Raw genomic sequence first — 19,694 nt, 5'->3', positions numbered from 1 at the left:
CCACGCCCGTGAACCAGAGCCACGCCGTCGCCGCCGTGACCGCCGTCGTCCTCGCCACCGTCCTCATCGGCGCCCTCGGCCTGCGCATCTCCCGCACCACCTCCGACTTCTACGTCGCCTCCCGCACGGCGGGACCCCGCCTCAACGCGGCCGCCATCAGCGGCGAGTACCTCTCCGCCGCCTCCTTCCTCGGCATCGCCGGACTCGTCCTCGTCCAGGGCCCCGACATGCTCTGGTACCCCGTCGGCTACACCGCCGGCTACCTCGTGCTGCTGCTCCTCGTCGCCGCACCGCTGCGCCGCTCCGGCGCGTACACGCTGTCCGACTTCGCCGAGGCCCGGCTCGAGTCGCCGCAGGTCCGCCGTCTCGCCAGCCTCTTCGTCGTCGGCATCGGCTGGCTCTACCTGCTGCCCCAGCTCCAGGGCGCCGGCCTCACCCTGGAGATCCTCACCGGCGCGCCCGACTGGGTCGGCGGACTGCTCGTCGCCCTCGTCGTCACCGGTACCGTCGCCGCCGGCGGCATGCGCTCCATCACCTTCGTCCAGGCGTTCCAGTACTGGCTCAAACTCACCGCCCTCCTCGTCCCCGCCCTCTTCCTCGTCACCGCCTGGTACGGGGACGGCGCCCCCCGCGCCCGCTTCGACGCCCCCGCCGTCTTCCAGGACACGACCGCCGTCCGCGTCGCCGACACCGTACGGATCGAGGTCGAGGCCCCGCTGACCCTCACCGTCACCGGCCGCGTCGACGAGCGGGCCTACGAAGAGGCCGGCGTCACCCTCGACCCGGGCACCCACCTGGTCGCGGGCGGCACCGAACTCGCCTTTCCCGCGGGCGCCCCCGTCCCGGGAAGGGCCATCACCGGAGACGATCCCCTCGGCTGGTCCCAGCCGCTCGCGGGCGGGCGCGACGGCCACCAGCTGTACGCCACGTACGGGCTGATCCTGGCCACCTTCCTCGGCACCATGGGCCTGCCGCACGTCGCCGTCCGCTTCTACACCAGCCCCAACGGCCGCGCCGCCCGCCGCACCACCCTCGTCGTCCTCGGACTGGTCGGCGTCTTCTACCTGCTGCCGCCGCTGTACGGGGCGCTCGGCCGCGTCTACGTCCCCGAACTCGCCCTGACCGGCGCCGCCGACGCCGCCGTCCTCGTGCTGCCCGAGCGGATGCTCGGCGGGGTCCTCGGCGACCTGCTCGGCGCACTGCTCGCGGGCGGCGCCTTCGCCGCCTTCCTGTCGACCGCCTCAGGACTGACCATGTCCGTCGCGGGCGTCCTCACCCAGGACGTGCTGCCCTCCAGGGGCGTGCGGCACTTCCGGCTCGCGACCCTGCTCGCCACCGCCGTCCCCCTGACCGCCGGCATCCTCGCCTCCAAGGTGCCGGTCGCCGACGCCGTCGGCCTCGCCTTCGCCGTCTCCGCCTCCTCCTTCTGCCCGCTGCTCGTCCTCGGCATCTGGTGGCGCCGGCTCACCCCGCCGGGCGCCGCCGCCGGGCTGCTCCTCGGCGGCGGCTCCGCGCTCACCGCCGTCATGGCCACCCGCGCCGGGCTGCCGCCCGCCGGCTGGTCCCACACCCTGATGGCCTGGCCGGCGGTCTGGTCGGTGCCGCTCGGCTTCCTCAGCATGATCCTGGTGTCGCTCGCGACCCCGCGGAGCATCCCGGCCGGCACCCCGCGGATCCTGGCCCGGCTGCACCTGCCCGAGGAGTTCAGCGGCCGGCCCGAACCGCGGGGGCCAGAACCGCGGGGGGCCGATCGGTGACCGGCATCGAACTGGCCGCGGCCGGCGCCGTGGGGGCGGTGCTGCTCGCCGCCGGGTTCGTCCTCGGCCGGATCACCGCCCATCGCGGGCGCCGCACCGCCGACCTCGACCTCGGCACCCCCGTCGAACGGGCCACCTTCCACACCCTGCACACCGCCTCCCTCGCCGCACCACCCCTGCGCGCCGGACTCACCGAGGAGACCGCCCGCCGGGCGGCCGGCCGGCTGCGCTCACTGCTCGGCACCGAGGCGCTGTGCCTCACCGACCGCACCGCCGTCCTCGCCTGGCACGGCCCCGGCGGCGGACGCCACCGCGACCGGGCCATGGACCTGGCCGCCGAGACCCTCGGCTCCGGCCGCAGCCGCTCCGCGCACACCGGCTGCGCCGACGTCGACTGCCCGCTGCGCTGGGCGGTGGTCGCCCCGCTCACCGGCGAGGACGGGGTGCTCGGCGCCCTCGTCGCCTACGGCTCACGGGAGTCGGCGGTCCTGGTGCGAGCGGCGACCGAGGTGGCCCGCTGGGTCTCCGTACAGCTGGAGCTCGCCGAGCTCGACCGCTCACGGACGCGGATCGTCGAGGCCGAGATCAGGGCCCTGCGCGCGCAGATCTCTCCCCACTTCATCTTCAACTCCCTCGCCGCCATCGCCTCGTTCGTCCGCACCGACCCCGAACGGGCCCGCGAACTGCTCCTGGAGTTCGCCGACTTCACCCGCTACTCCTTCCGCCGCCACGGCGACTTCGCCCAGCTCGCTGACGAACTGCGCTCCATCGAGCAGTACTTGGCGCTGGCCGGGGCCCGTTTCGGCGACCGGCTCAAGGTGACCCTCCAGATCGCCCCCGAAGTGCTGCCGGTGGCGCTGCCCTTCCTCTGTCTGCAGCCGCTCGTGGAGAACGCGGTCAAACACGGCCTGGAGGACTCCGCCGAGGGCTGCCGGGTGGTGATCGCGGCGCGCGACGCGGGCGCCGAGGCGGTCGTGACCATCGAGGACGACGGGGTCGGCATGGATCCGGAGGAGCTGCGCGCGATCCTGCGCGGCGAGCGTCCCTCGTCCTCCGGGATCGGCCTGTCCAACGTCGACGAACGGCTCCGCCAGGTGTACGGGCCCGAGCACGGTCTCGTGATCGAGACCGGGGTCGGCGCGGGGATGAAGGTGACGGTGCGGATCCCCAAGTACCGGCCCGGGGTCCACCCGACCGCCTGAGCCCCGACCGCCTGAGCCCCGGCGGCTTGCGGCGCGACGGCCTGGTCCTCGACGGCCTGGTCCTCGACTGTTCGGCCCCGACGGCCTGAGCTTCGACGGCCTCGGCCGCGACGCGCGAGTCCGGACGATCCGCTCCCTCAGCGCAGGTACAGGGCGAGATGGGCCAGGGCAACGCCCAACTGCCAGGCAGGCAGCCACACCTGACGGTCCTCGTCCACGCCGGCCCCCGCCGCGGCGGAGGCCGGCGGCCCGGCCACACCGGCGAGGTCGGCCAGGTCGGCCGCGCGCAGCTCCGTCGCGCGCAGCCGCCGCCAGGTGGCCCTGGCGAGCGCCGTGTCGGGCCCCTCGGCCGTGGCGTCCCGCGGTGCGGCGAGTCGCGCGGTGACCCAGCCGGACCAGGGGTGGTCGTGGGCGGTCCGCCGCAGCCAGTCCTCCACCCCGGGGCCGGACAGATGGACGGTGAGGGCGAGGGCCTGGAGGCCGGCCCGGAACTCCAGGGTCCCCGGCTCGACGAGCCCGCTGGTGCGCAGCAGGTCCTCGGCGGCGTACTCGGCGCGCAGCCAGTCCATGGGGACGGCGAGCCCGCCTCCGCCGGCGCCGTTCGTGCTTTCGGGCAGCAACGCTCCACCTCTCCCGGACGTCTCATGTCGAGGCCCCCGGCGACGAGCCTCCCCTGAGAAGGGCGCGCGCGGGGCGCACTTGGCTCAACTCGCCGGTGCGGTTCCGGATACGGCCCCCGCCACATCGGTGCAGGTGAGAGCCGTGTGACTCGGGTGATGGGCGGGTCTGGCGGGTCGGGGACCGCCTACCGCCGCTCAGCCGAGCAGCGCGTACACCGCCGTCGCGTGGGCGGCCGTCTCGTCCGTCCCGTCGGCGGTCATGGTGATGTCCGCGAAGGCCATCCGTTTGCCGGCCTTGGTCAGCCGCGCCCGCACCAGGACGTCCGCGCCGATCACCGCGCGCTGGAAGCTGATCGACTGCTGGACGGTGGTCATCGGCACGAAGCCGCCGCGGGCGGCGGCCACCGCGATCACCGTCGCCGTGTCGGCCGCGGCCATCAGCGCCTGGCCGCTGAGCCCGCCGCCCTCCCGGGCGAGCCGGTCGGACCAGGGGAGCCTGAGGACGGCCTCGTGGCCGTCGACCGAGGCCACGGAGAGCCCGAGGTCGAGCACCCAGGGGGCGAAGTTGTCGGCGAGGACCTTTTCGGCGGCGGCGAGAGTGAGCGTCACGACGGTCATTGTGCGGCGGCGGCCCGTGGCCGGGCAACGGCCGTGCGCCGTGGCGGCCGGTAGCCGGGCAGCCGGGTGCCGAGCTGGCGCAGGGCGTAGTGCGAGCGGGACTTGACGGTGCCGGCCGGGATCCCGAGGTCCGCGGCGGCCTCGTTGACGGTCAGGCCGTGGAAGTAGAGCCGTATGAGGACCGCCCGGTGCTCCGGGCTCAGGCCCCGTACCGCCGCGCGGACGTCGAGGACGGCGTCGGCCGACTCGGTGGCGTCGGCCGGGTCGGCGGTGACGGCGAGCACCCCGTCGCCGACCTCGGCGGGCCGGGCGAGCCGGGAGCGGCGCGCGTCGATGGCGAGCCGCCGGGCGACCGTGAACAGCCAGGGCCGCATCGACTCGTAGGGCGCGTCGAAGACCTCGGGGTGCAGCCAGGCCCTGACCAGGGTCTCCTGCACCAGGTCCTCGGCGCGCTGGCGGTCGCCGTGGGTCAGTCCGAGGAGGAAGGCGAGCAGCGCCTGGCCGTGCTCGCGCTGGAGCACCTTCAGGGCCCGCTCATCGGTGGTAGCCGTCGTCATGTCGACGTATACGAACGCATCCGGGCGACAAGGGACAGGGAACGGACAGTGGTCTGCGACGAACGGTCGCACCGAGCGGTGAACGGTACGGCGAACGGTAGGGCGAGCCGTCGCGCGGAACTACTGCGTCCGATTCAGCGGGGTTTCCCGCGGTCTGCGGCATTGACCCTTGACTGGGGGCTTCCTCCCCTGTGAATTCGTATGAACAGATGTTCATCCCATGAAGCAGCGGAGTTCGGCAGATGACCCCACGCACGAGATCGGGCGCGGCGGCCCTCGCCGCCGTCCTGCTCGCCGCCGCCACCGGCTGCGCCGCCGGCGACCGCACCCCCGGCACCCCCACGGCCACCGGCAAGCCGCCCCAGCGCCCGGCGGCCCCCGGGGCTGCCTCCGCGCCCGCCCCCTTCACCCTCGTCGCCTCCGGCGACGTCCTGCCGCACGACTCGATCATCAGCCGGGCCGCCGTCGACGCGGGCGGCTCGGGCTACGACTTCCGCCCCATGCTCTCCGGCGTCAAGCCCGTCGTCTCCGCCGCCGACCTCGCGATCTGCCACATGGAGACGGTCTACGGGGCCGACGGCGGCCCTTACACCGGCTACCCCGCCTTCAAGTCGCCGCCCGAGATCGCCGCCGCCCTCAAGGAGACCGGCTACGACTCCTGCTCCACCGCCTCCAACCACACCCTGGACGACGGCGCCGCCGGCCTGCGCCGCACCCTCGACACACTCGACAAGGCAGGTGTACGGCACGCCGGTTCGGCCCGCACCGCCGAGGAGGCGGCCAGGCCGACCCTGCTCAAGGCGGGCCGCGCGACCGTGGCCCAGCTGGCCTACACGTACGACACCAACGGCTTCCCGCTGCCCGAGGGCCAGCCCTGGGCGGTCAACCTGATCGACGAGCAGAGGATCGTGGCCGACGCCCGGGCCGCGCGCAAGGCCGGAGCCGACGTCGTCGTGGTCTCGATCCACTGGGGCACCGAGTGGCAGAGCGACCCCGACGACCGGCAGCTCACCCTCGGCCGCGCCCTGACCGCCTCGCGCACCGGAAGCCGCCCCGACATCGACCTCGTCCTCGGCACCCACGCCCACGTCCCCCAGGCGTACGAGAAGGTCAACGGCACCTGGATCGTCTACGGCATGGGCGACCAGATCGCCGGCGACATGATCAACTACGAGGGCTCCCGCGACGGCCGCGGCAACCAGGGCACCCTCGCCCGCTTCACCTTCGCCCCGCCGACCTCGCCCGGCGCCCGCTGGCAGGTGAGCCGGGCGGAGTTCATCCCGCAGTTCTTCGACACCGTCCGCGGGAAGGTGGTCAACCTCAACGCGGCCATCAGGAAGGGCGAGCGGCAGTACACCGACACCCGCGACACCATCCGCGAGGTCGTCCTCGGCCGCGGGGCCGCACGCGACGGCCTGGTCATGGGGGAGTAGCCGCCGGCGGGTGGCCGGCTACGGCACGACGGTGACGGGCCAGCGGCCCGCCTTCACCAGGCGCACCGCGACCGAGCCGACGAGGCGGTGCCCGGCCGACTCCGAGACCCCCACCACGACGGCGTCCGCCTTCAGCTCGTCGGCAGCCGAGACCAGACCCGCGTACGCGTCCCCACGGAAGGTGTGGAACTGCCAGCGCACCTGCCAGATCTCCTTCACGCGCTCCGCGGACTCCCGGATCTCGGCCACCAGGCTCTCGGCGATCTCGTCCGTGACCGCGGCGACCGGAGCGCCGAGCGCCGTCCCCGCCGCGAGCACGGGCTGGACGTAGACGAGGGCGAGCAGCGCGTTCTGCCGCCGGGCGAGACCGGCCGCGTACGCGGCGGCGCGCAGGGACGACGCGGAACCGTCGACCCCGGCGACGATCACCTTCGGGCCGTCCGTACCTCGTTCGAAGCCACTCACCCTCCGAGGCTATCGGCTCATCGGGTGCTTTCCGCCAGGCGGCCGGTGTCGCTGAGGAGACCGCGCCGTCCTCCGTACGAACCATTGGTCATGAAAAAGGATGAGATGCCCACGGGGCGCCGTTCGCTGCTGCGCATCGCCGCCGCCCTCGGGGCCACCGCCACGGTCGGCGTCTTCGCGGCGGACCGCCTGACCACGTCGCCGGCGTCCCCCGACGGGGCCGCTCCGGCGGCGCCCGCCGGGCCCGCCGGGTCGCCCGCCGGGCCCGCCCCGGGTGCGGCCGGCGCCCAGGCCGGCCAGGCCGCCCAGGCTGCCAAGGCGCAGGCGAGGCAGCGCCCCGCCGCGTACCGCCTCCAGCCGATGACCGAGTACGCGCCCCCCGCCTTCCGCCGCGCGATCCCGCCGGTGCGGCAGCGGCCCTTCCTGCGCATGTCCGGCGTCGGCCGCTCGATGGTGCTCACCTTCGACGACGGGCCCGACCCGCGCTACACCCCGGAGATCCTCGCCACCCTGCGACGCTACGACTGCCGGGCGATGTTCTTCGTCTGCGGCGAGATGGCGGTCGACAACCAGGACCTCCTCAAGGAGATGGCCGAGGACGGCCACGTGGTCGGCAACCACTCCTGGTCCCACCCCCTGATCCCCAAACTGCGGCCCTCCCGCATCCGCCAGGAGCTCGGCTCCACCAGCGACGTCGTCGAACAGGCCCTCGGCACCCCGCCGCTGTGGTACCGGGCGCCGTACGGCGCCTGGAACCGGCACTCGTTCGAGATCGGCGCCGAGCTGGGCATGGAACCGCTGGCCTGGACCGTCGACACCCTCGACTGGACGGAGCCCGGCACCGCCACCATCGTCCGCCGGGTCCTCGACGGCGCCGGGCCCGGGGTCGTCGTCCTCAACCACGACGCGGGCGGCAACCGCGCGCAGAGCGTGGCCGCCCTCAAGCGCTATCTGCCCCAGCTCCTCGACGCGGGCTACAGCATCACCGTCCCGCGCCGCTGAACACCGGTACGGGAAACGCCGAAGGGCCCCGGCACGGACGTCCGTGCCAGGGCCCTTCGCGCCGGGGCTGGGTTCGCCAGGGAGTGTCCCGCCGGTCATGCCCGGGGCTCGCGACACCCCCTAGCGCGAGCCGACCATCCGGGCGTAGACGACGACGTTGCCGTCGTAGCCCCGCGCCCGCGAGTAGCCGCCGCCACACGTGATCACCCGCAGCTCGGGCTCGCCGGTGTCCGCGTACACCTGTACGCCGGGGAAGTTGTCCTTGGCGTAGACCTCGACGCCGTAGATCTCGAAGACGGCGATCCGGCCGTCGTACCGCTCGACCTCGACGTGCTGGCCCTTCTCCAGGGAGCCGAGCCCGTAGAAGACGGCGGGGCCTGACAGGTTGTCGACATGGCCCACGACGACGGAGGTGCCGCGCATGCCCGGGGCGATGCCGTTCTGGTACCAGCCGGCCAGGTTGGCGTCCTGGGCCGGGGGAGCGGCGATCCACCCGTTCGGGTCGAGGCCCACGTCCATGATCGGCGCCGCCACCCGGATCGCCGGGATGCGGATCCGTGAGGCCGGGGCGAACGGAAGGGGTTCCACACCGGCGGCCGCGGTCGGAGCGGGGCCGACGGGGGCGACCGGGCGGGCCGCGGCGGCGGGCTGGGGCGGGCCGGACTCGAAGCCGACCCCGTTGCGCATTATCGCCAGGCCGGACAGCATGACGAGAGCCAGTGCGCCCCAGGGCTGGCGTCGCCTGGCGGCCTCGAAGACGCTGAAGTCCTTGGGCCTCATGGTTCTCCCTTCGTGGCGTCATCGGAACGGTAAGGGGACCCGGCCGGTCCGGCGATCCGAGTGCGGCGAACGGGTGGCGGCCCGCTACCCGCGGGGGCCACTGCGGCAAGCGGGTGATGACCCATCCGAGTCATCGTCGGATCATCGTTCCGGTACCGCGTGACCTGCGGCTCCGTCGGATTCCCACCCCGTTCGGCCGCAACCCCGCCTCACCAGGGTGGACCAGTGCCGAAATGCGCGGGTCGTCGCCGCTTGTGATGGTTCGTCAAGGAAGGCGTACTCGTCGAATCTCCCGGAGCACCGCTTTGGGGCGTCTTCCACAGGAGGTTCAACCATGCGTGCTGCACGCACTCTGGCGGTGACGGCGACGGCGTTCGCAGCCCTTGGGCTCGCGGCCCCCCTCGCCACCGCCACCAACAACGGCGGGGCCGGCGGGAACGGCGGGCCGTCCGACGTCCAGGTCAGCCCGTTCGAGGTCTTCCCCGGGGCGACGCTCACCGTCACGGTCAGGGGCTGCAACCGTGGTGGCACGGTCACGTCCAACGCCTTCCCCGAGACCAGCCTCTCCAGGGACAACAGCGGGCTCTCCACCGCGGTCGCCCGCATCTTCAACAACGCGACACCCGGCAACTACAACCTCGCCGTGCGGTGCAACGACGACAACCGGGTGGTGACCCGCCCGTTCCGCGTGCTCCCGGGCCGCGGCGCACAGGGCGGTCTGGGCGGCTCGCTCGCCCCGAGCTCCACCGAGATGGCCGTCGGCGGCGGCCTCGTCGCCGCGGCCGCGCTGGGCGGCGGCGTGTTCATCGCCCGCCGGCGCCGCGTGACCGGCGCGGGGGCCTGACCGGCCGAACCTCCCGGTCCGGCCCGCAACGCCCGTCGCCCCCGAGTCCTTTCGAGGATTCGGGGGCGACGGGCGTGGGGTCAGGTACGGGTTCGGGCGAGGAAACTCGTACGGTGTCGAACGCGCTTGTACGGGCGGGGGCACCGTCCGCGCCGTCAGTGGCGGCGGCCGGCGGACGCCCTGCGCCGGACCACGAACACCACGCCGCCCGCCGCGGCGAGCACCATGGCCCCGCCGCCCGCAAGGGCCCACGTGTCGGCCGAGTCGGTCGAGCCGCCGAGCCCGCCCTGCACGCCGCGCGGGGGAGTGAGCAGTGTGGAGCTCGACGTCGGCGTCGACGTGGCACCGCCCCTGATGGTCAGGTCGACGGTGCCGGAGATGCCGCCGGTGCAGTTGAACGAGACCGTGTAGACGGCCCCGCGCCTCGCATCGAGGTCCACGGTCGCGGTGGCCGCCGAACCCGGGGCGATGGTGACGGTGTCGAAGATGCCCGCCGAGGCCGTCGCCGTACTCGCGCACCCGGGCGCGCTCACGGTGATCCGGCCGCCGGGGTTGACGACGCCGGGAGAGACGACGAAATCGCCCGGGGCCTTGGCTCTGGGCGCCGCCTTGGGGTTCGGCGCGGGGGCGCCGTCGGCGGCGGCGAGGGGGGCGGCCAGGGCGATGGCGGCCGCCCCCAACAGAGCGGTGGATGCGGCACGTATCGCGCGCATGGTGGATCCTCCGGGTCCCCGAGGAGCACCTGCGGAAGGGATTTTCCGCAAAAGGCATGACATGCACCTCGATACCGCAGACGCTAGGAGCCCCGTACCACAACCGCGATCCCAGTCGCGCGAATGGGTCACCGATGTCCCCCGCCCGGCCTACATTCCGGCCCTGGATCAGCCCGTGAGCTGCGGGAACAGATCGGTGAACGGCGCGGCGGTCGCGGCGATGCCCCGGCCGAACGGCGCGTCGAAGTCCCAGATGAGGAAGAGCAGGAAGGCGATCAGGGCGCTGAACAGGCCCGCGAGCAGGACCTCACGGCCGGTGCGCCGGATCTGCAGCGTGAAGATCAGGCCCACCGTCACCAGGGCGCCGATGATCAGACCGAACCACACCACCCCCGGCATCGTCGCCCCCGCGCTCTGCCCCCGGGCGCCGCGGGCGTCGTCCGCGACCGCCACCTGGTCCACCAGCGGCTGATAGGCCTGCCCCTCGAAGTCGTTGGCGGGCTGGTAGTCGGTGACGCTGCGCCGGACCTTCTCCAGCAGCTGCGTCCCCTCCTCGCTGAGCTCGCCGTGCTCCGTCATGTGCGGGAACTCCTCGTCGACGACGTAACGCACATACGTGTCGACGTCGCCCCGGATCCGGTCCCGCACGACGGTCGGGTACACCTGGGCGCGCGCCGACACCTCGTGCAGCGCCTGGGCCTCCTGACGCACGGTCTCCTGGGCGGCACTGCGGGCCTCCCAGACGCCGGCGATGGCGAGGCCGAGGACGATGGCGTACACCACGCCGATCATCATCGTCATGTACTCGATGACGTCGGGGGTCTCACTGGGGTCGTCGTCCTCGGGCAGCCTGCGGTGGTTGATGACGACGATGGTGAGGACGACGGCGCACGCGGCGGCCATCGCGATGGTCAGAACAAGCCATTCCGACAAGATTTCCTCCGTTGGCGAGGCAAGGGCGGGTGCGCGGGCTCAGCGGGAGCGGGGGCGCAGGATCGCGGTCGCGATCACCGCGGGGGCGGTGACGAGCAGGGTCGTGGTGAGCACGTTCGGGGCGCGCTTCGGCTTCACCCGGGACGCGCGCTGGTAGTGCGGCAGGGCGACCGGCCCGGGCGCGGGCGAGCGCACCGCCGGTGGCGGTGACGGGCTCGGCGGCGGGGGCGGCGGCTCCGCCTCCGGCGTGCGCGGGGCGGGCCTGGGCGGCGCGGGCTCCGGGGCGGGCGCGGGCTTCGCCGGGGGCGGGGTCCGCACCGGTGGCGGGGGAGCGGTGGTGGGGACGGGCTTGGGCGGAGGCGGTTTCGGCGGGGTGGGCTTCGGTGGGGTGGGCTTCGGTGGGGTGGGCGTGGGGCTCGGGGTGGGTGTGGGGCTCGGTGTGGGACTGGGGGTGGGTGTGGGGCAGGACGGGTGCGTCGGATGGTGGTGACCCGGATGACCCGGATGACCCGGATGGCCGGGATGGCTGGGGTGGCCGGGATGGCCGGAGTGGCCCGGGTGCGGTGGACGGCTGGGGTGCGGTGGACGGCCGGGGCAACAGGCCCCCGACCCGGCGACCGCGACCGCGGTGTTCGCCCCGCCGGACCCGGTCACGGCATAGGCGCAGGCGTCGGCCGCGGCCGGCACCGGCGCCGCGAGCAGCCACACCAGCGCGCCGGCGGCCAGCGGGCGCGCCAGCAGCGACCCGTAGCGGGTGAACCCGTACTGAGGCAACGAAGACACGCCGAGCAGCCTGATCGCGCGATCCGGTCCGCAGGGCCGGAACGGCCCCGCATTCCCCGGATGGAGGGGATCTCGCGGCGTACTGGTTTGACGTTTCCGCCGATTCTGTCGTTCCACGTGTACCCAACGGCACGACGGTGTGCGCCGTTGCGGGTGGTGGAAAGCGGATTGAGGCGGTGTCACCCGACGGCCATGGAGCGCCGATCCGGGAACTGGCCGGTTGTCGCCGTCCCTTGGGGCGCGGCTGCGGTGGCGCCGGGCCTCCGGACTGCACCGGAGGAGCCGAACGGGGCGCGCACGACCGCATGCACGTGAAGGTGCACGGTCTGAAGGCGTGAACTCTTCCTTACCGGCCGCACGTGCCATTGGCGTGTGACCAAGAACGGATCGCGAATTTCCGTTTCCACTCGCTCTCCAGGCAGGCGATCAGTAGCCTCGGCTCGAACGCCGGCCGCGAACACATGGCCGCATCCCCCATGGCGACTTGTTGGAGACTTTGATGGAGCGTCCCGCCTGGGCTCCGCCGGGTATCGATATTTCGGTGCCGAGCGTGTCCCGTATGTACGACTTCTATCTGGGCGGCTCGCACAATTTCGAAGTGGACCGGGAGGCGGCCCGCAAGGCCATGGACTTCATACCGGGACTCCCCAAGATCATGCAGGCGAACCGCGCCTTCATGCGGCGCGCCGTCCGCCACGCCGTCTCCGACGGCATCACCCAGTTCCTCGACATCGGCTCCGGCATACCGACCTTCGGCAACGTCCACGAGGTCGCCCGGGCCGCCAGCGACGAGGCCCGCGTCGTCTACGTCGACCACGACCCGGTCGCCGTCGCCCACAGCCGAGCGGTGCTCGCCGGCGACGACCGCTCGGCCGTGGTCGCCGCCGACCTGCGCAAGCCCCGCGAGATCCTGCACAGCCCGGAGGTCGGCGAACTCATCGACCTGGACCGGCCGGTGGCCCTGCTCCTCGTCGCCGTCCTGCACTTCCTCGAGGACCAGGACGAGCCCCGTGCGGCCGTAGCCGAACTCCTCGACGCACTCGCCCCCGGCAGCCTCCTCGTCGTCACCCACGCCTCCTACGAAGGCGTCCCCCTGCCCCAGGAGCAGGCAGGCGGCACGGTCGGCGTCTACCGCGACATCCGCAACCCGCTCGTCATGCGCTCGCACGACGAGATCACCCGCTTCTTCGACGGCACCGAACTCGTCGAGCCCGGACTCGTCCCCATGCCCCGCTGGCGGCCCGACGCTCCGGAAGAGGAGGAGGACCCCTACGCCTTCTCCGGGTTCGCAGGGGTGGGGCGCAAGGCGTGAAGCTGCCGTCCCAGCCGGCCGGTTCCGTCGCCGACGCCGACGGACCGGAGGACAGACTCAGACGGTTCGTCACCATCTGGAGCCGTACCGTCTTCCCGGTCACCGCGACCTCGATGACCCGTCAGGAGTTGGAGCGGCACCTGCTGCCGCCGGCCCGCGACCTGTCCGACGCCCTGCACGCCCGGCCCTTCGACACCGCCCCCGCGCACCGCGCGGGCCAGGCCCTCGTGGCCGCACACTGCACGGACCCCGACGCGCTCGCCCGCAGCCTCGGCGTCGTCGACGCCTACCTGGTGCTCTACTGCGGTACGGAGGACCCCGACGCCACCGCCGAGGAACTGCGGGCCCGCTGCTCCCGGCTCCAGCACGCCATGGCCGCCGGCTTCGCCCAGGCCCTGCGCGAGCGGACCCTCGCCGAGCAGGAGTCCATCGCCCACTCGGCGCTCTCCGCCCGCAGCGACGCCGAACACGCCCTGCACGCCACCGAGAGCCGCTTCCGCGCGGTCTTCGACGGCGCCGCCATAGGCATCGGCATCGCCGACCTCGAAGGCAACGTCCTGGAGGTCAACGAGACCCTCACCCGCATGTTCGGCGGTCTCGAACAGCACGTCCTCAGCCGCAACATCGCCGAGTGGTCCCACCCCGAGGACGGCCCGCACGTCTGGCGGCTCTACGACGAACTGGTCCGCGGCGAGCGCGAGCACTACCGGGTCGAGAAGCCGTACTACCGCGGCGACGGCACCGCCCTGTGGACCAACCTCACCGTCTCCCTGCTGCGCGACGCCGCCGGCGTCCCCCGCTACCAGCTGGCGCTGATGGAGGACACCACCGAGCGGCGGCTGCTCAACCTGCGCCTTCGGTACGAGGCGACCCACGACGCCCTCACCGGGCTGCCCAACCGCACCCTGTTCTTCGAACGCCTGGAGAAGACCCTCGCGCCGGGCGAGGGCAGCCGCTTCGGCCTGTGCTACCTCGACCTCGACGGCTTCAAGGTCATCAACGACAGCCTCGGCCACGCCACCGGGGACCGGCTGCTCGTCGAGGTCGCCGACCGGCTGCAGAGCTGCGTCACCGCGCCCGGGGAGATGGTCGCCCGGCTCGGCGGCGACGAGTTCGTCGCCCTGACCACCGGGCCCGGCAGCGAACGCAAGGTCGCCGAACTCGCCGACCGGATGCTCGCCGCCCTCGCCACCCCCATCCGCATCGACGGGCGCGAGCTGCCCGTACGCGGCAGCGTCGGCGTCGTCGAGGGCCTGGCGGGGGAGCGCACCGCCGCCGAGGTGCTCCGCAGCGCCGACATCACCATGTACCGGGCCAAGTCGGCGGGCGGCAACCGCTTCGAGTTCGCCGACGCCGAGGCCGACGCGCGGGCCATCACCCGGCACGGGCTCACCACCGCCCTGCCGGCCGCCCTGGAGCGCGGCGAGTTCTTCATCGAGTACCAGCCGCTCGTGCACCTCGACGACGGCAGCGTGCACGGCGCCGAGGCGCTCGTCCGCTGGTGCCATCCGCAGCACGGGGTCCTCGGCCCGGACCGGTTCATCCCGCTCGCCGAGAACACCGGCCTCATCGTGCCGCTCGGCCGCTGGGTGCTCCAGGAGGCCGTACGCCAGGCCCGGTTCTGGCAGACCGAGACCCCCGGGGGCCGGGGCGGCCGGCCGCTGCGCGTCAACGTCAACCTGTCGCCGACCCAGCTGCACCACCCGCGGCTCGTCGCCGACACCGTCGACGTCCTGGAACGCGCCGGCCTCGAACCGGGCGCGCTGTGCCTGGAGGTGACGGAGTCGGCGCTCATCGGCGCCGACGACGACCTGCTCAAGCCGCTGCGGCAGCTCGCCGAGATGGGCGTGGACATCGCCCTCGACGACTTCGGCACCGGCTACTCCAACCTCGCCAACCTGCGCCGGCTGCCGGTGAGCGTGCTCAAGCTGGACCGTTCCTTCACCCAGGGCATGCAACGGCATCCGGCGGACCCCGTCGACCTCAAGATCGTCGAGGGGATCGTGCAGCTCGCCCACAGCCTGGAGCTCGCGGTCACCGTCGAGGGCGTGGAGACCGGCGCCCAGGCCCAGCAACTGCGTGAACTCGGCTGCGACACCGCCCAGGGCTGGTACTACGCCCGCCCCGGCGCCCCGGACCGGATCCACTCGCTGGTGCTGGCGGACGCGGTCTAGTGGGTGTCCCGCCCTGATCCGCCGGACAGTCCCCGGGTTCTGTCCGGCTGCCCCGATCCGCCGGACAGGCCCTGGGCCTCCCGCGTGCCCGGTGTGGTCCGACTGCCCCCGCGGGAGGCCATGAGCAGCTTCTGCAGCTCGCGCGCCGCCCGCGGGGGTGCCACGTCGCTGCGGTGCGCCAGCGCGATCGTGCGGCGCAGGCCCGGCCGCGCCAGTGCCGTGACCCTCAGGTCGCGGCCCGCCCGCGCCGCGACCATCGTGGGCACGACCGCGAGGCCGAGCCCCGCCCGTACGAAACCGAGGACGGCGTCCATCTCGCCGCCCTCCACCGTGAACGAGGGCTCGAAGCCCTCCGCCCGGCAGGCCGCCACGGTCAGCTCCCGCAGGTCGTAGCCGTGCCGGAACATCACCAGCGGCTGGTCGCGCAGATCCGCGATCCGCACCGGCCTGCGCGGCGCCGGCGCGGACGCCGCGGACACCACCACCAGGTCCTCGGTCAGCAGCTCCACCGTCGTCAGCGCGGGTGACGGCGTCGGCAGCGGCAGCACCACGAGCGCCAGGTCGAGCGCCCCGCGCGCCAGCTCCCGCACCAGGTCGTGCGAGCCGCCCTCCTCGATCAGCAGCCGGATCCCCGGATGCAGGTCGTGGAAAGCGCGCAGCACGTCCGGAAGCAGCCCCGTGCACAGGCTCGGCGTCGCCCCGAGCCGCACCCGCCCGCGCTTGAGCTGCACCAGCTCCTGCACCTCGTGCCGGGCCGTGTCCGTGTCGGCGAGGATCCGGCGGGCCAGCGGCAGCAGAGCCTCGCCCGCTTCGGTCAGCGCGATGTTGCCCCGTGCCCGGCTGAACAGCTCCGCGCCGAGCTCCTGCTCCAGCGCCTTGATCTGCTGGGACAGCGAGGGCTGCGACACATGGACACGCTCGGCGGCCCGGGTGAAGTGGAGCGTCTCGGCGACGGCGACGAAGTACAGGAGCTGCTGGAACTGCATGACACCAGCCTACCCGGCTCCATAGTCCTCGCCTATCGAGATCAGCCGAACCATGTCTTGGACCTCTCGGGCCCTTCGCCCTTACCGTCGCTGGCATGGCTCTGGCAACCAAGACCGACCGGCGGCCCGACCGGCCACCCGCCGCCCCCACCCGCGGCTTCTGGGCGTCGACCATCGGCAAGAAGACCGTGATGGCCGCGAGCGGCCTGACCATGCTCGGCTACCTCGTCGCCCACGTCGCCGGCAACCTCAAGGTCTTCTTCGGCCCCGGCGAGTTCAACGCCTACGGCCACTGGCTGCGCGTCATGGGCGCACCCGTCCTGCACCACCACTGGGCCCTCTGGCTGGTCCGGATCGTGCTGCTCGCCGCCGTCGCCGCCCACGCCGTCTGCGCGTACCAGCTCAGCAGGCGCGACCTCAAGGCCCGCCCCACCGCCTACGTCCACCGCCGCAAGCGCTCCTCCTACGCCACCCGCACCATGCGCTGGGGCGGCGTCATCCTCGCCCTCTTCATCGTCTGGCACGTCCTCGACCTCACCACCGGCACCGTCCACCCCGGCGGCTTCCAGGAGGGCAAGCCCTACCAGAACGTCGTCGACACCTTCTCCACCTGGTACGGCAACCTCATCTACATCGTCGCCATGCTCGCCGTAGGACTCCACGTCCGGCACGGCTTCTGGAGCGCCGCCCAGACCCTCGGCGTCGGCAACGCCCGCCGCGAACGCCTCCTCAAGGCCACCGCCGACACCCTCGCGCTCGCCCTGACCGCGGGCTTCGTCTCCGTACCCGTCGCCGTCATGACCGGAGTGGTGAGCTGACATGACCCTTCCCGACTACCCGACCGGCGAGCCCCTCACCGACACCGCCGCCCCCACCGGACCCATCGCCGAACGCTGGGACACCCGCCGCTTCCAGGCCAGGCTCGTCAACCCCGCCAACCGCCGCGGCCACCGCATCATCGTCGTCGGCACCGGCCTCGCCGGCGGCTCCGCCGGCGCCACCCTCGCCGAACAGGGCTACCAGGTCGTCCAGTTCTGCTACCAGGACTCCCCGCGCCGCGCCCACTCCATCGCCGCCCAGGGCGGCATCAACGCCGCCAAGAACTACCGCAACGACGGCGACTCCATCCACCGCCTCTTCTACGACACCGTCAAGGGCGGCGACTTCCGCGCCCGCGAGTCCAACGTCCACCGCCTCGCCCAGATCTCCGTCGAGATCATCGACCAGTGCGTCGCCCAGGGCGTCCCCTTCGCCCGCGAGTACGGCGGACTCCTCGACACCCGCTCCTTCGGCGGCGTCCAGGTCTCCCGCACCTTCTACGCCCGCGGCCAGACCGGCCAGCAACTCCTCCTCGGCGCCTACCAGGCACTGTCCCGGCAGATCGCCGCCGGCAACATCGAGATGCACCCCCGCACCGAGATGCTCGACCTGATCGTCGTCGACGGCCGCGCCCGCGGCATCGTCGCCCGCGACCTCGTCACCGGAGCGATCTCCACCCACTACGCCGACGCCGTCGTCCTCGCCACCGGCGGCTACGGCAACGTCTTCTACCTGTCCACCAACGCCATGAACTCCAACGCCACCGCCGTGTGGCGGGCCCACCGGCGCGGCGCCTACTTCGCCAACCCCTGCTTCACCCAGATCCACCCCACCTGCATCCCGCGCACCGGCGACCACCAGTCCAAGCTCACCCTGATGAGCGAGTCGCTCCGCAACGACGGCCGCATCTGGGTCCCCAAGGCCCACGGCGACACCAGGCCCGCGAACGAGATCCCCGAGGACGAGCGCGACTACTACCTGGAGCGCATCTACCCCTCCTTCGGCAACCTCGTCCCCCGCGACATCGCGTCCCGCGCCGCCAAGAACGTCTGCGACGAAGGCCGCGGCGTCGGCCCCGGCGGACAAGGCGTCTACCTCGACTTCGCCGACGCCATCCGCCGCATGGGCCGCGCCAAGGTCGAGGAGAAGTACGGCAACCTCTTCGACATGTACGAGCGGATCACCGCCGAGAACCCGTACGAGGTCCCCATGCGGATCTACCCCGCCGTGCACTACACGATGGGCGGACTCTGGGTCGACTACGACCTCCAGACCACCGTCCCCGGCCTGTTCGCCATCGGCGAGGCCAACTTCTCCGACCACGGCGCCAACCGGCTCGGCGCCTCCGCCCTCATGCAGGGCCTCGCCGACGGCTACTTCGTCCTGCCCGCCACCATCAACGACTACCTGGCCCGCCACCCGCACACCCAACCCGTCACCGACGACCACCCGGCCGTCCGCGAGGTCCTCGCCGACACCGAGGACCGCCTGCGCCTCCTCCTCGCCGTCGACGGCGACCGCACCCCCGACTCCTTCCACCGCGAACTCGGCGAACTCATGTGGGAGTTCTGCGGCATGGCCCGCACCGAGGAAGGACTGCGCAAGGCCCTGCGCCGCATCCCCGAGATCCGCGACGAGTTCTGGCACCGCATCAAGGTCCCCGGTACGGGCGAGGAGTTCAACCAGTCCCTGGAGAAGGCCAACCGCATCGTCGACTACCTCGAGCTCGCCGAGCTCATGTGCCTCGACGCCCTGCACCGCGCCGAGTCCTGCGGCGGCCACTTCCGCGAGGAGTCCCAGACCCCGGACGGCGAAGCCGCCCGCCGCGACGAGGAGTTCTCCTACGCCGCCGCCTGGGAGTTCGGGGAAGAGGGCACCCCCGTCCTCCACAAGGAAGCCCTCACCTTCGAGTACGTCCATCCCACCCAGCGGAGCTACGCATGAGGCTCACCCTGCGCGTCTGGCGCCAGAAGAACGCCGACGCCGAAGGCGCCATGTCCACCTACGACGTGGACGGCATCTCCACCGACATGTCCTTCCTGGAGATGCTGGACACCCTCAACGAGGACCTCATCCTGCGCGGAGAGGACCCCGTCGCCTTCGACCACGACTGCCGCGAAGGCATCTGCGGAGCGTGCAGCCTCGTCATCAACGGCGACGCACACGGCCCCGAACGCACCACCACCTGCCAGCTCCACATGCGGTCCTTCCACGACGGCGACACCATCGACATCGAACCCTGGCGGGCCGCCGCCTTCCCCGTCGTCAAGGACCTGGTCGTCGACCGCTCCGCCTTCGACCGCGTCATCCAGGCCGGCGGCTACATCAGCGCACCCACCGGCTCCGCCCCCGAGGCCCACGCCACCCCCGTACCCAAGGCCGACGCCGACTTCGCCTTCGAACACGCCGAGTGCATCGGATGCGGCGCCTGCGTCGCCGCCTGCCCCAACGGCTCGGCCATGCTGTTCACCTCCGCCAAGGTCAACCACCTGGGCGTCCTGCCCCAGGGCGCCCCCGAGCGCGAGACCCGCGTCCTCGACATGGTCGCGCAGATGGACGCCGAGGGCTTCGGCGGCTGCACGCTGACCGGCGAGTGCGCCACCGCCTGCCCCAAGGGCATCCCGCTCCCGTCGATCGCCGCGATGAACAGGGAATGGCTGCGCGCCCGGCGCAAGGCGGCGCGCTAGATCCTGTCC

The 19,694-nt window shown here is 72.9% G+C and carries 19 protein-coding genes; 10 read left to right on the top strand and 9 right to left on the bottom strand.

From position 1 onward, the window contains the following. The first annotated feature begins 8 nt into the window (after positions 1-8). Positions 9-1,757 (top strand): cation acetate symporter, encoded by a 1,749-nt coding sequence (locus ACIGEZ_RS25645; protein ID WP_399834952.1) that lies wholly within the window; start codon positions 9-11, stop codon positions 1,755-1,757. Further along, a complete protein-coding gene (locus ACIGEZ_RS25640; RefSeq protein ID WP_399834949.1) occupies positions 1,754-2,959 on the top strand; it encodes a histidine kinase in 1,206 nt (401 codons plus the stop codon). Before ACIGEZ_RS25645 ends, ACIGEZ_RS25640 begins: the two co-directional genes overlap by 4 nt. A gap of 137 nt (positions 2,960-3,096) precedes the next feature. On the opposite strand, the gene ACIGEZ_RS25635 is transcribed toward ACIGEZ_RS25640, so the two are convergent. From ACIGEZ_RS25635 to ACIGEZ_RS25625, 3 genes are all read right to left on the bottom strand, one after another. Then, on the bottom strand, positions 3,097-3,528 hold the full coding sequence (locus ACIGEZ_RS25635; RefSeq protein WP_399835275.1) for a hypothetical protein: 432 nt from the start codon (positions 3,526-3,528) through the stop codon (positions 3,097-3,099). Positions 3,529-3,774: 246 nt separating this feature from the next. Continuing rightward, positions 3,775-4,188 (bottom strand): PaaI family thioesterase, encoded by a 414-nt coding sequence (locus ACIGEZ_RS25630; protein WP_399834946.1) that lies wholly within the window; start codon positions 4,186-4,188, stop codon positions 3,775-3,777. 5 nt (positions 4,189-4,193) lie between these two features. Then, complete coding sequence (locus ACIGEZ_RS25625) at positions 4,194-4,754, bottom strand: sigma-70 family RNA polymerase sigma factor (protein WP_399834943.1); 561 nt, start codon at positions 4,752-4,754, stop codon at positions 4,194-4,196. Between the two features lie 242 nt (positions 4,755-4,996). Between ACIGEZ_RS25625 and ACIGEZ_RS25620 the strand changes: the two genes are divergently transcribed. Beyond that, entirely contained in the window at positions 4,997-6,187 is a 1,191-nt protein-coding gene (locus ACIGEZ_RS25620) for a CapA family protein (protein ID WP_399834941.1), read from the top strand. A gap of 18 nt (positions 6,188-6,205) precedes the next feature. Here the strand turns inward: ACIGEZ_RS25620 and ACIGEZ_RS25615 are convergent, their stop codons facing one another. Further along, a complete protein-coding gene (locus ACIGEZ_RS25615) occupies positions 6,206-6,652 on the bottom strand; it encodes a universal stress protein (protein WP_399834939.1) in 447 nt (148 codons plus the stop codon). Between the two features lie 105 nt (positions 6,653-6,757). Here ACIGEZ_RS25615 and ACIGEZ_RS25610 point away from each other — a divergent pair, with 105 nt between their 5' ends. Next, positions 6,758-7,654 (top strand): polysaccharide deacetylase family protein, encoded by an 897-nt coding sequence (locus ACIGEZ_RS25610; protein WP_399834936.1) that lies wholly within the window; start codon positions 6,758-6,760, stop codon positions 7,652-7,654. 120 nt (positions 7,655-7,774) lie between these two features. Here the strand turns inward: ACIGEZ_RS25610 and ACIGEZ_RS25605 are convergent, their stop codons facing one another. Beyond that, positions 7,775-8,434: a class F sortase gene (locus ACIGEZ_RS25605; RefSeq protein ID WP_399834933.1), complete on the bottom strand. Its 660-nt coding sequence runs from the start codon at positions 8,432-8,434 to the stop codon at positions 7,775-7,777. A gap of 334 nt (positions 8,435-8,768) precedes the next feature. Here ACIGEZ_RS25605 and ACIGEZ_RS25600 point away from each other — a divergent pair, with 334 nt between their 5' ends. After that, entirely contained in the window at positions 8,769-9,278 is a 510-nt protein-coding gene (locus ACIGEZ_RS25600) for a hypothetical protein (RefSeq protein WP_399834929.1), read from the top strand. A 155-nt stretch (positions 9,279-9,433) separates the two neighbouring features. Here ACIGEZ_RS25600 and ACIGEZ_RS25595 read toward each other — a convergent pair whose 3' ends face one another. The 3 genes from ACIGEZ_RS25595 to ACIGEZ_RS25585 form a co-directional block, all read right to left on the bottom strand. Next, entirely contained in the window at positions 9,434-9,991 is a 558-nt protein-coding gene (locus ACIGEZ_RS25595) for a hypothetical protein (RefSeq protein WP_399834926.1), read from the bottom strand. A 168-nt stretch (positions 9,992-10,159) separates the two neighbouring features. Then, positions 10,160-10,924, bottom strand: a complete 765-nt coding sequence (locus tag ACIGEZ_RS25590) for a hypothetical protein (RefSeq protein WP_399834925.1) — start codon at positions 10,922-10,924, stop codon at positions 10,160-10,162. 39 nt (positions 10,925-10,963) lie between these two features. Then, positions 10,964-11,707, bottom strand: a complete 744-nt coding sequence (locus tag ACIGEZ_RS25585) for a hypothetical protein (RefSeq protein WP_399834922.1) — start codon at positions 11,705-11,707, stop codon at positions 10,964-10,966. Positions 11,708-12,206: 499 nt separating this feature from the next. Between ACIGEZ_RS25585 and ACIGEZ_RS25580 the strand changes: the two genes are divergently transcribed. Together ACIGEZ_RS25580 and ACIGEZ_RS25575 are read left to right on the top strand one after the other, a co-directional pair. Further along, positions 12,207-13,019 carry an SAM-dependent methyltransferase gene (locus ACIGEZ_RS25580; protein WP_399834920.1) on the top strand — a complete coding sequence of 271 codons (813 nt, stop codon included), beginning with the start codon at positions 12,207-12,209 and terminating at the stop codon, positions 13,017-13,019. Then, complete coding sequence (locus ACIGEZ_RS25575; RefSeq protein WP_399834917.1) at positions 13,016-15,193, top strand: putative bifunctional diguanylate cyclase/phosphodiesterase; 2,178 nt, start codon at positions 13,016-13,018, stop codon at positions 15,191-15,193. Before ACIGEZ_RS25580 ends, ACIGEZ_RS25575 begins: the two co-directional genes overlap by 4 nt. Here ACIGEZ_RS25575 and ACIGEZ_RS25570 read toward each other — a convergent pair. Continuing rightward, positions 15,190-16,179: a LysR family transcriptional regulator gene (locus tag ACIGEZ_RS25570; RefSeq protein WP_399834914.1), complete on the bottom strand. Its 990-nt coding sequence runs from the start codon at positions 16,177-16,179 to the stop codon at positions 15,190-15,192. The two genes, ACIGEZ_RS25575 and ACIGEZ_RS25570, sit on opposite strands and share 4 nt — an antisense overlap. Before the next feature lie 95 nt (positions 16,180-16,274). Here ACIGEZ_RS25570 and ACIGEZ_RS25565 point away from each other — a divergent pair, with 95 nt between their 5' ends. The 3 genes from ACIGEZ_RS25565 to ACIGEZ_RS25555 are packed head-to-tail and all read left to right on the top strand — an operon-like array spanning position 16,275 to position 19,685. Continuing rightward, complete coding sequence (locus tag ACIGEZ_RS25565) at positions 16,275-16,997, top strand: succinate dehydrogenase (protein ID WP_399834911.1); 723 nt, start codon at positions 16,275-16,277, stop codon at positions 16,995-16,997. Between the two features lies 1 nt (position 16,998). Continuing rightward, entirely contained in the window at positions 16,999-18,942 is a 1,944-nt protein-coding gene (locus ACIGEZ_RS25560) for a fumarate reductase/succinate dehydrogenase flavoprotein subunit (RefSeq protein WP_399834908.1), read from the top strand. Continuing rightward, a complete protein-coding gene (locus tag ACIGEZ_RS25555) occupies positions 18,939-19,685 on the top strand; it encodes a succinate dehydrogenase/fumarate reductase iron-sulfur subunit (RefSeq protein ID WP_399834905.1) in 747 nt (248 codons plus the stop codon). The genes ACIGEZ_RS25560 and ACIGEZ_RS25555 overlap by 4 nt, the downstream gene beginning before the upstream one ends. Positions 19,686-19,694: the final 9 nt, after the last annotated feature.

It is taken from the genome of Streptomyces sp. NPDC085481 (assembly GCF_044541845.1).
Classification (GTDB): Bacteria; Actinomycetota; Actinomycetes; order Streptomycetales; family Streptomycetaceae; genus Streptomyces.
Note: the sequence above shows the minus strand (reverse complement) of the source record. Positions and strands in the feature narration are given on the sequence as shown.

Bases quoted from the DNA above. Each gene is read 5' to 3' on its own strand.
- ACIGEZ_RS25610 (WP_399834936.1), top strand. From the start codon at position 6,758: ATGCCCACGGGGCGCCGTTCGCTGCTGCGCATCGCCGCCGCCCTCGGG.
- ACIGEZ_RS25605 (WP_399834933.1), bottom strand. From the start codon at position 8,434: ATGAGGCCCAAGGACTTCAGCGTCTTCGAGGCCGCCAGGCGACGCCAG.
- ACIGEZ_RS25600 (WP_399834929.1), top strand. From the start codon at position 8,769: ATGCGTGCTGCACGCACTCTGGCGGTGACGGCGACGGCGTTCGCAGCC.
- ACIGEZ_RS25595 (WP_399834926.1), bottom strand. From the start codon at position 9,991: ATGCGCGCGATACGTGCCGCATCCACCGCTCTGTTGGGGGCGGCCGCC.
- ACIGEZ_RS25565 (WP_399834911.1), top strand. From the start codon at position 16,275: ATGGCTCTGGCAACCAAGACCGACCGGCGGCCCGACCGGCCACCCGCC.
- ACIGEZ_RS25635 (WP_399835275.1), bottom strand. From the start codon at position 3,528: ATGGACTGGCTGCGCGCCGAGTACGCCGCCGAGGACCTGCTGCGCACC.
- ACIGEZ_RS25620 (WP_399834941.1), top strand. From the start codon at position 4,997: ATGACCCCACGCACGAGATCGGGCGCGGCGGCCCTCGCCGCCGTCCTG.
- ACIGEZ_RS25560 (WP_399834908.1), top strand. From the start codon at position 16,999: ATGACCCTTCCCGACTACCCGACCGGCGAGCCCCTCACCGACACCGCC.
- ACIGEZ_RS25625 (WP_399834943.1), bottom strand. From the start codon at position 4,754: ATGACGACGGCTACCACCGATGAGCGGGCCCTGAAGGTGCTCCAGCGC.
- ACIGEZ_RS25555 (WP_399834905.1), top strand. From the start codon at position 18,939: ATGAGGCTCACCCTGCGCGTCTGGCGCCAGAAGAACGCCGACGCCGAA.
- ACIGEZ_RS25580 (WP_399834920.1), top strand. From the start codon at position 12,207: ATGGAGCGTCCCGCCTGGGCTCCGCCGGGTATCGATATTTCGGTGCCG.
- ACIGEZ_RS25570 (WP_399834914.1), bottom strand. From the start codon at position 16,179: ATGCAGTTCCAGCAGCTCCTGTACTTCGTCGCCGTCGCCGAGACGCTC.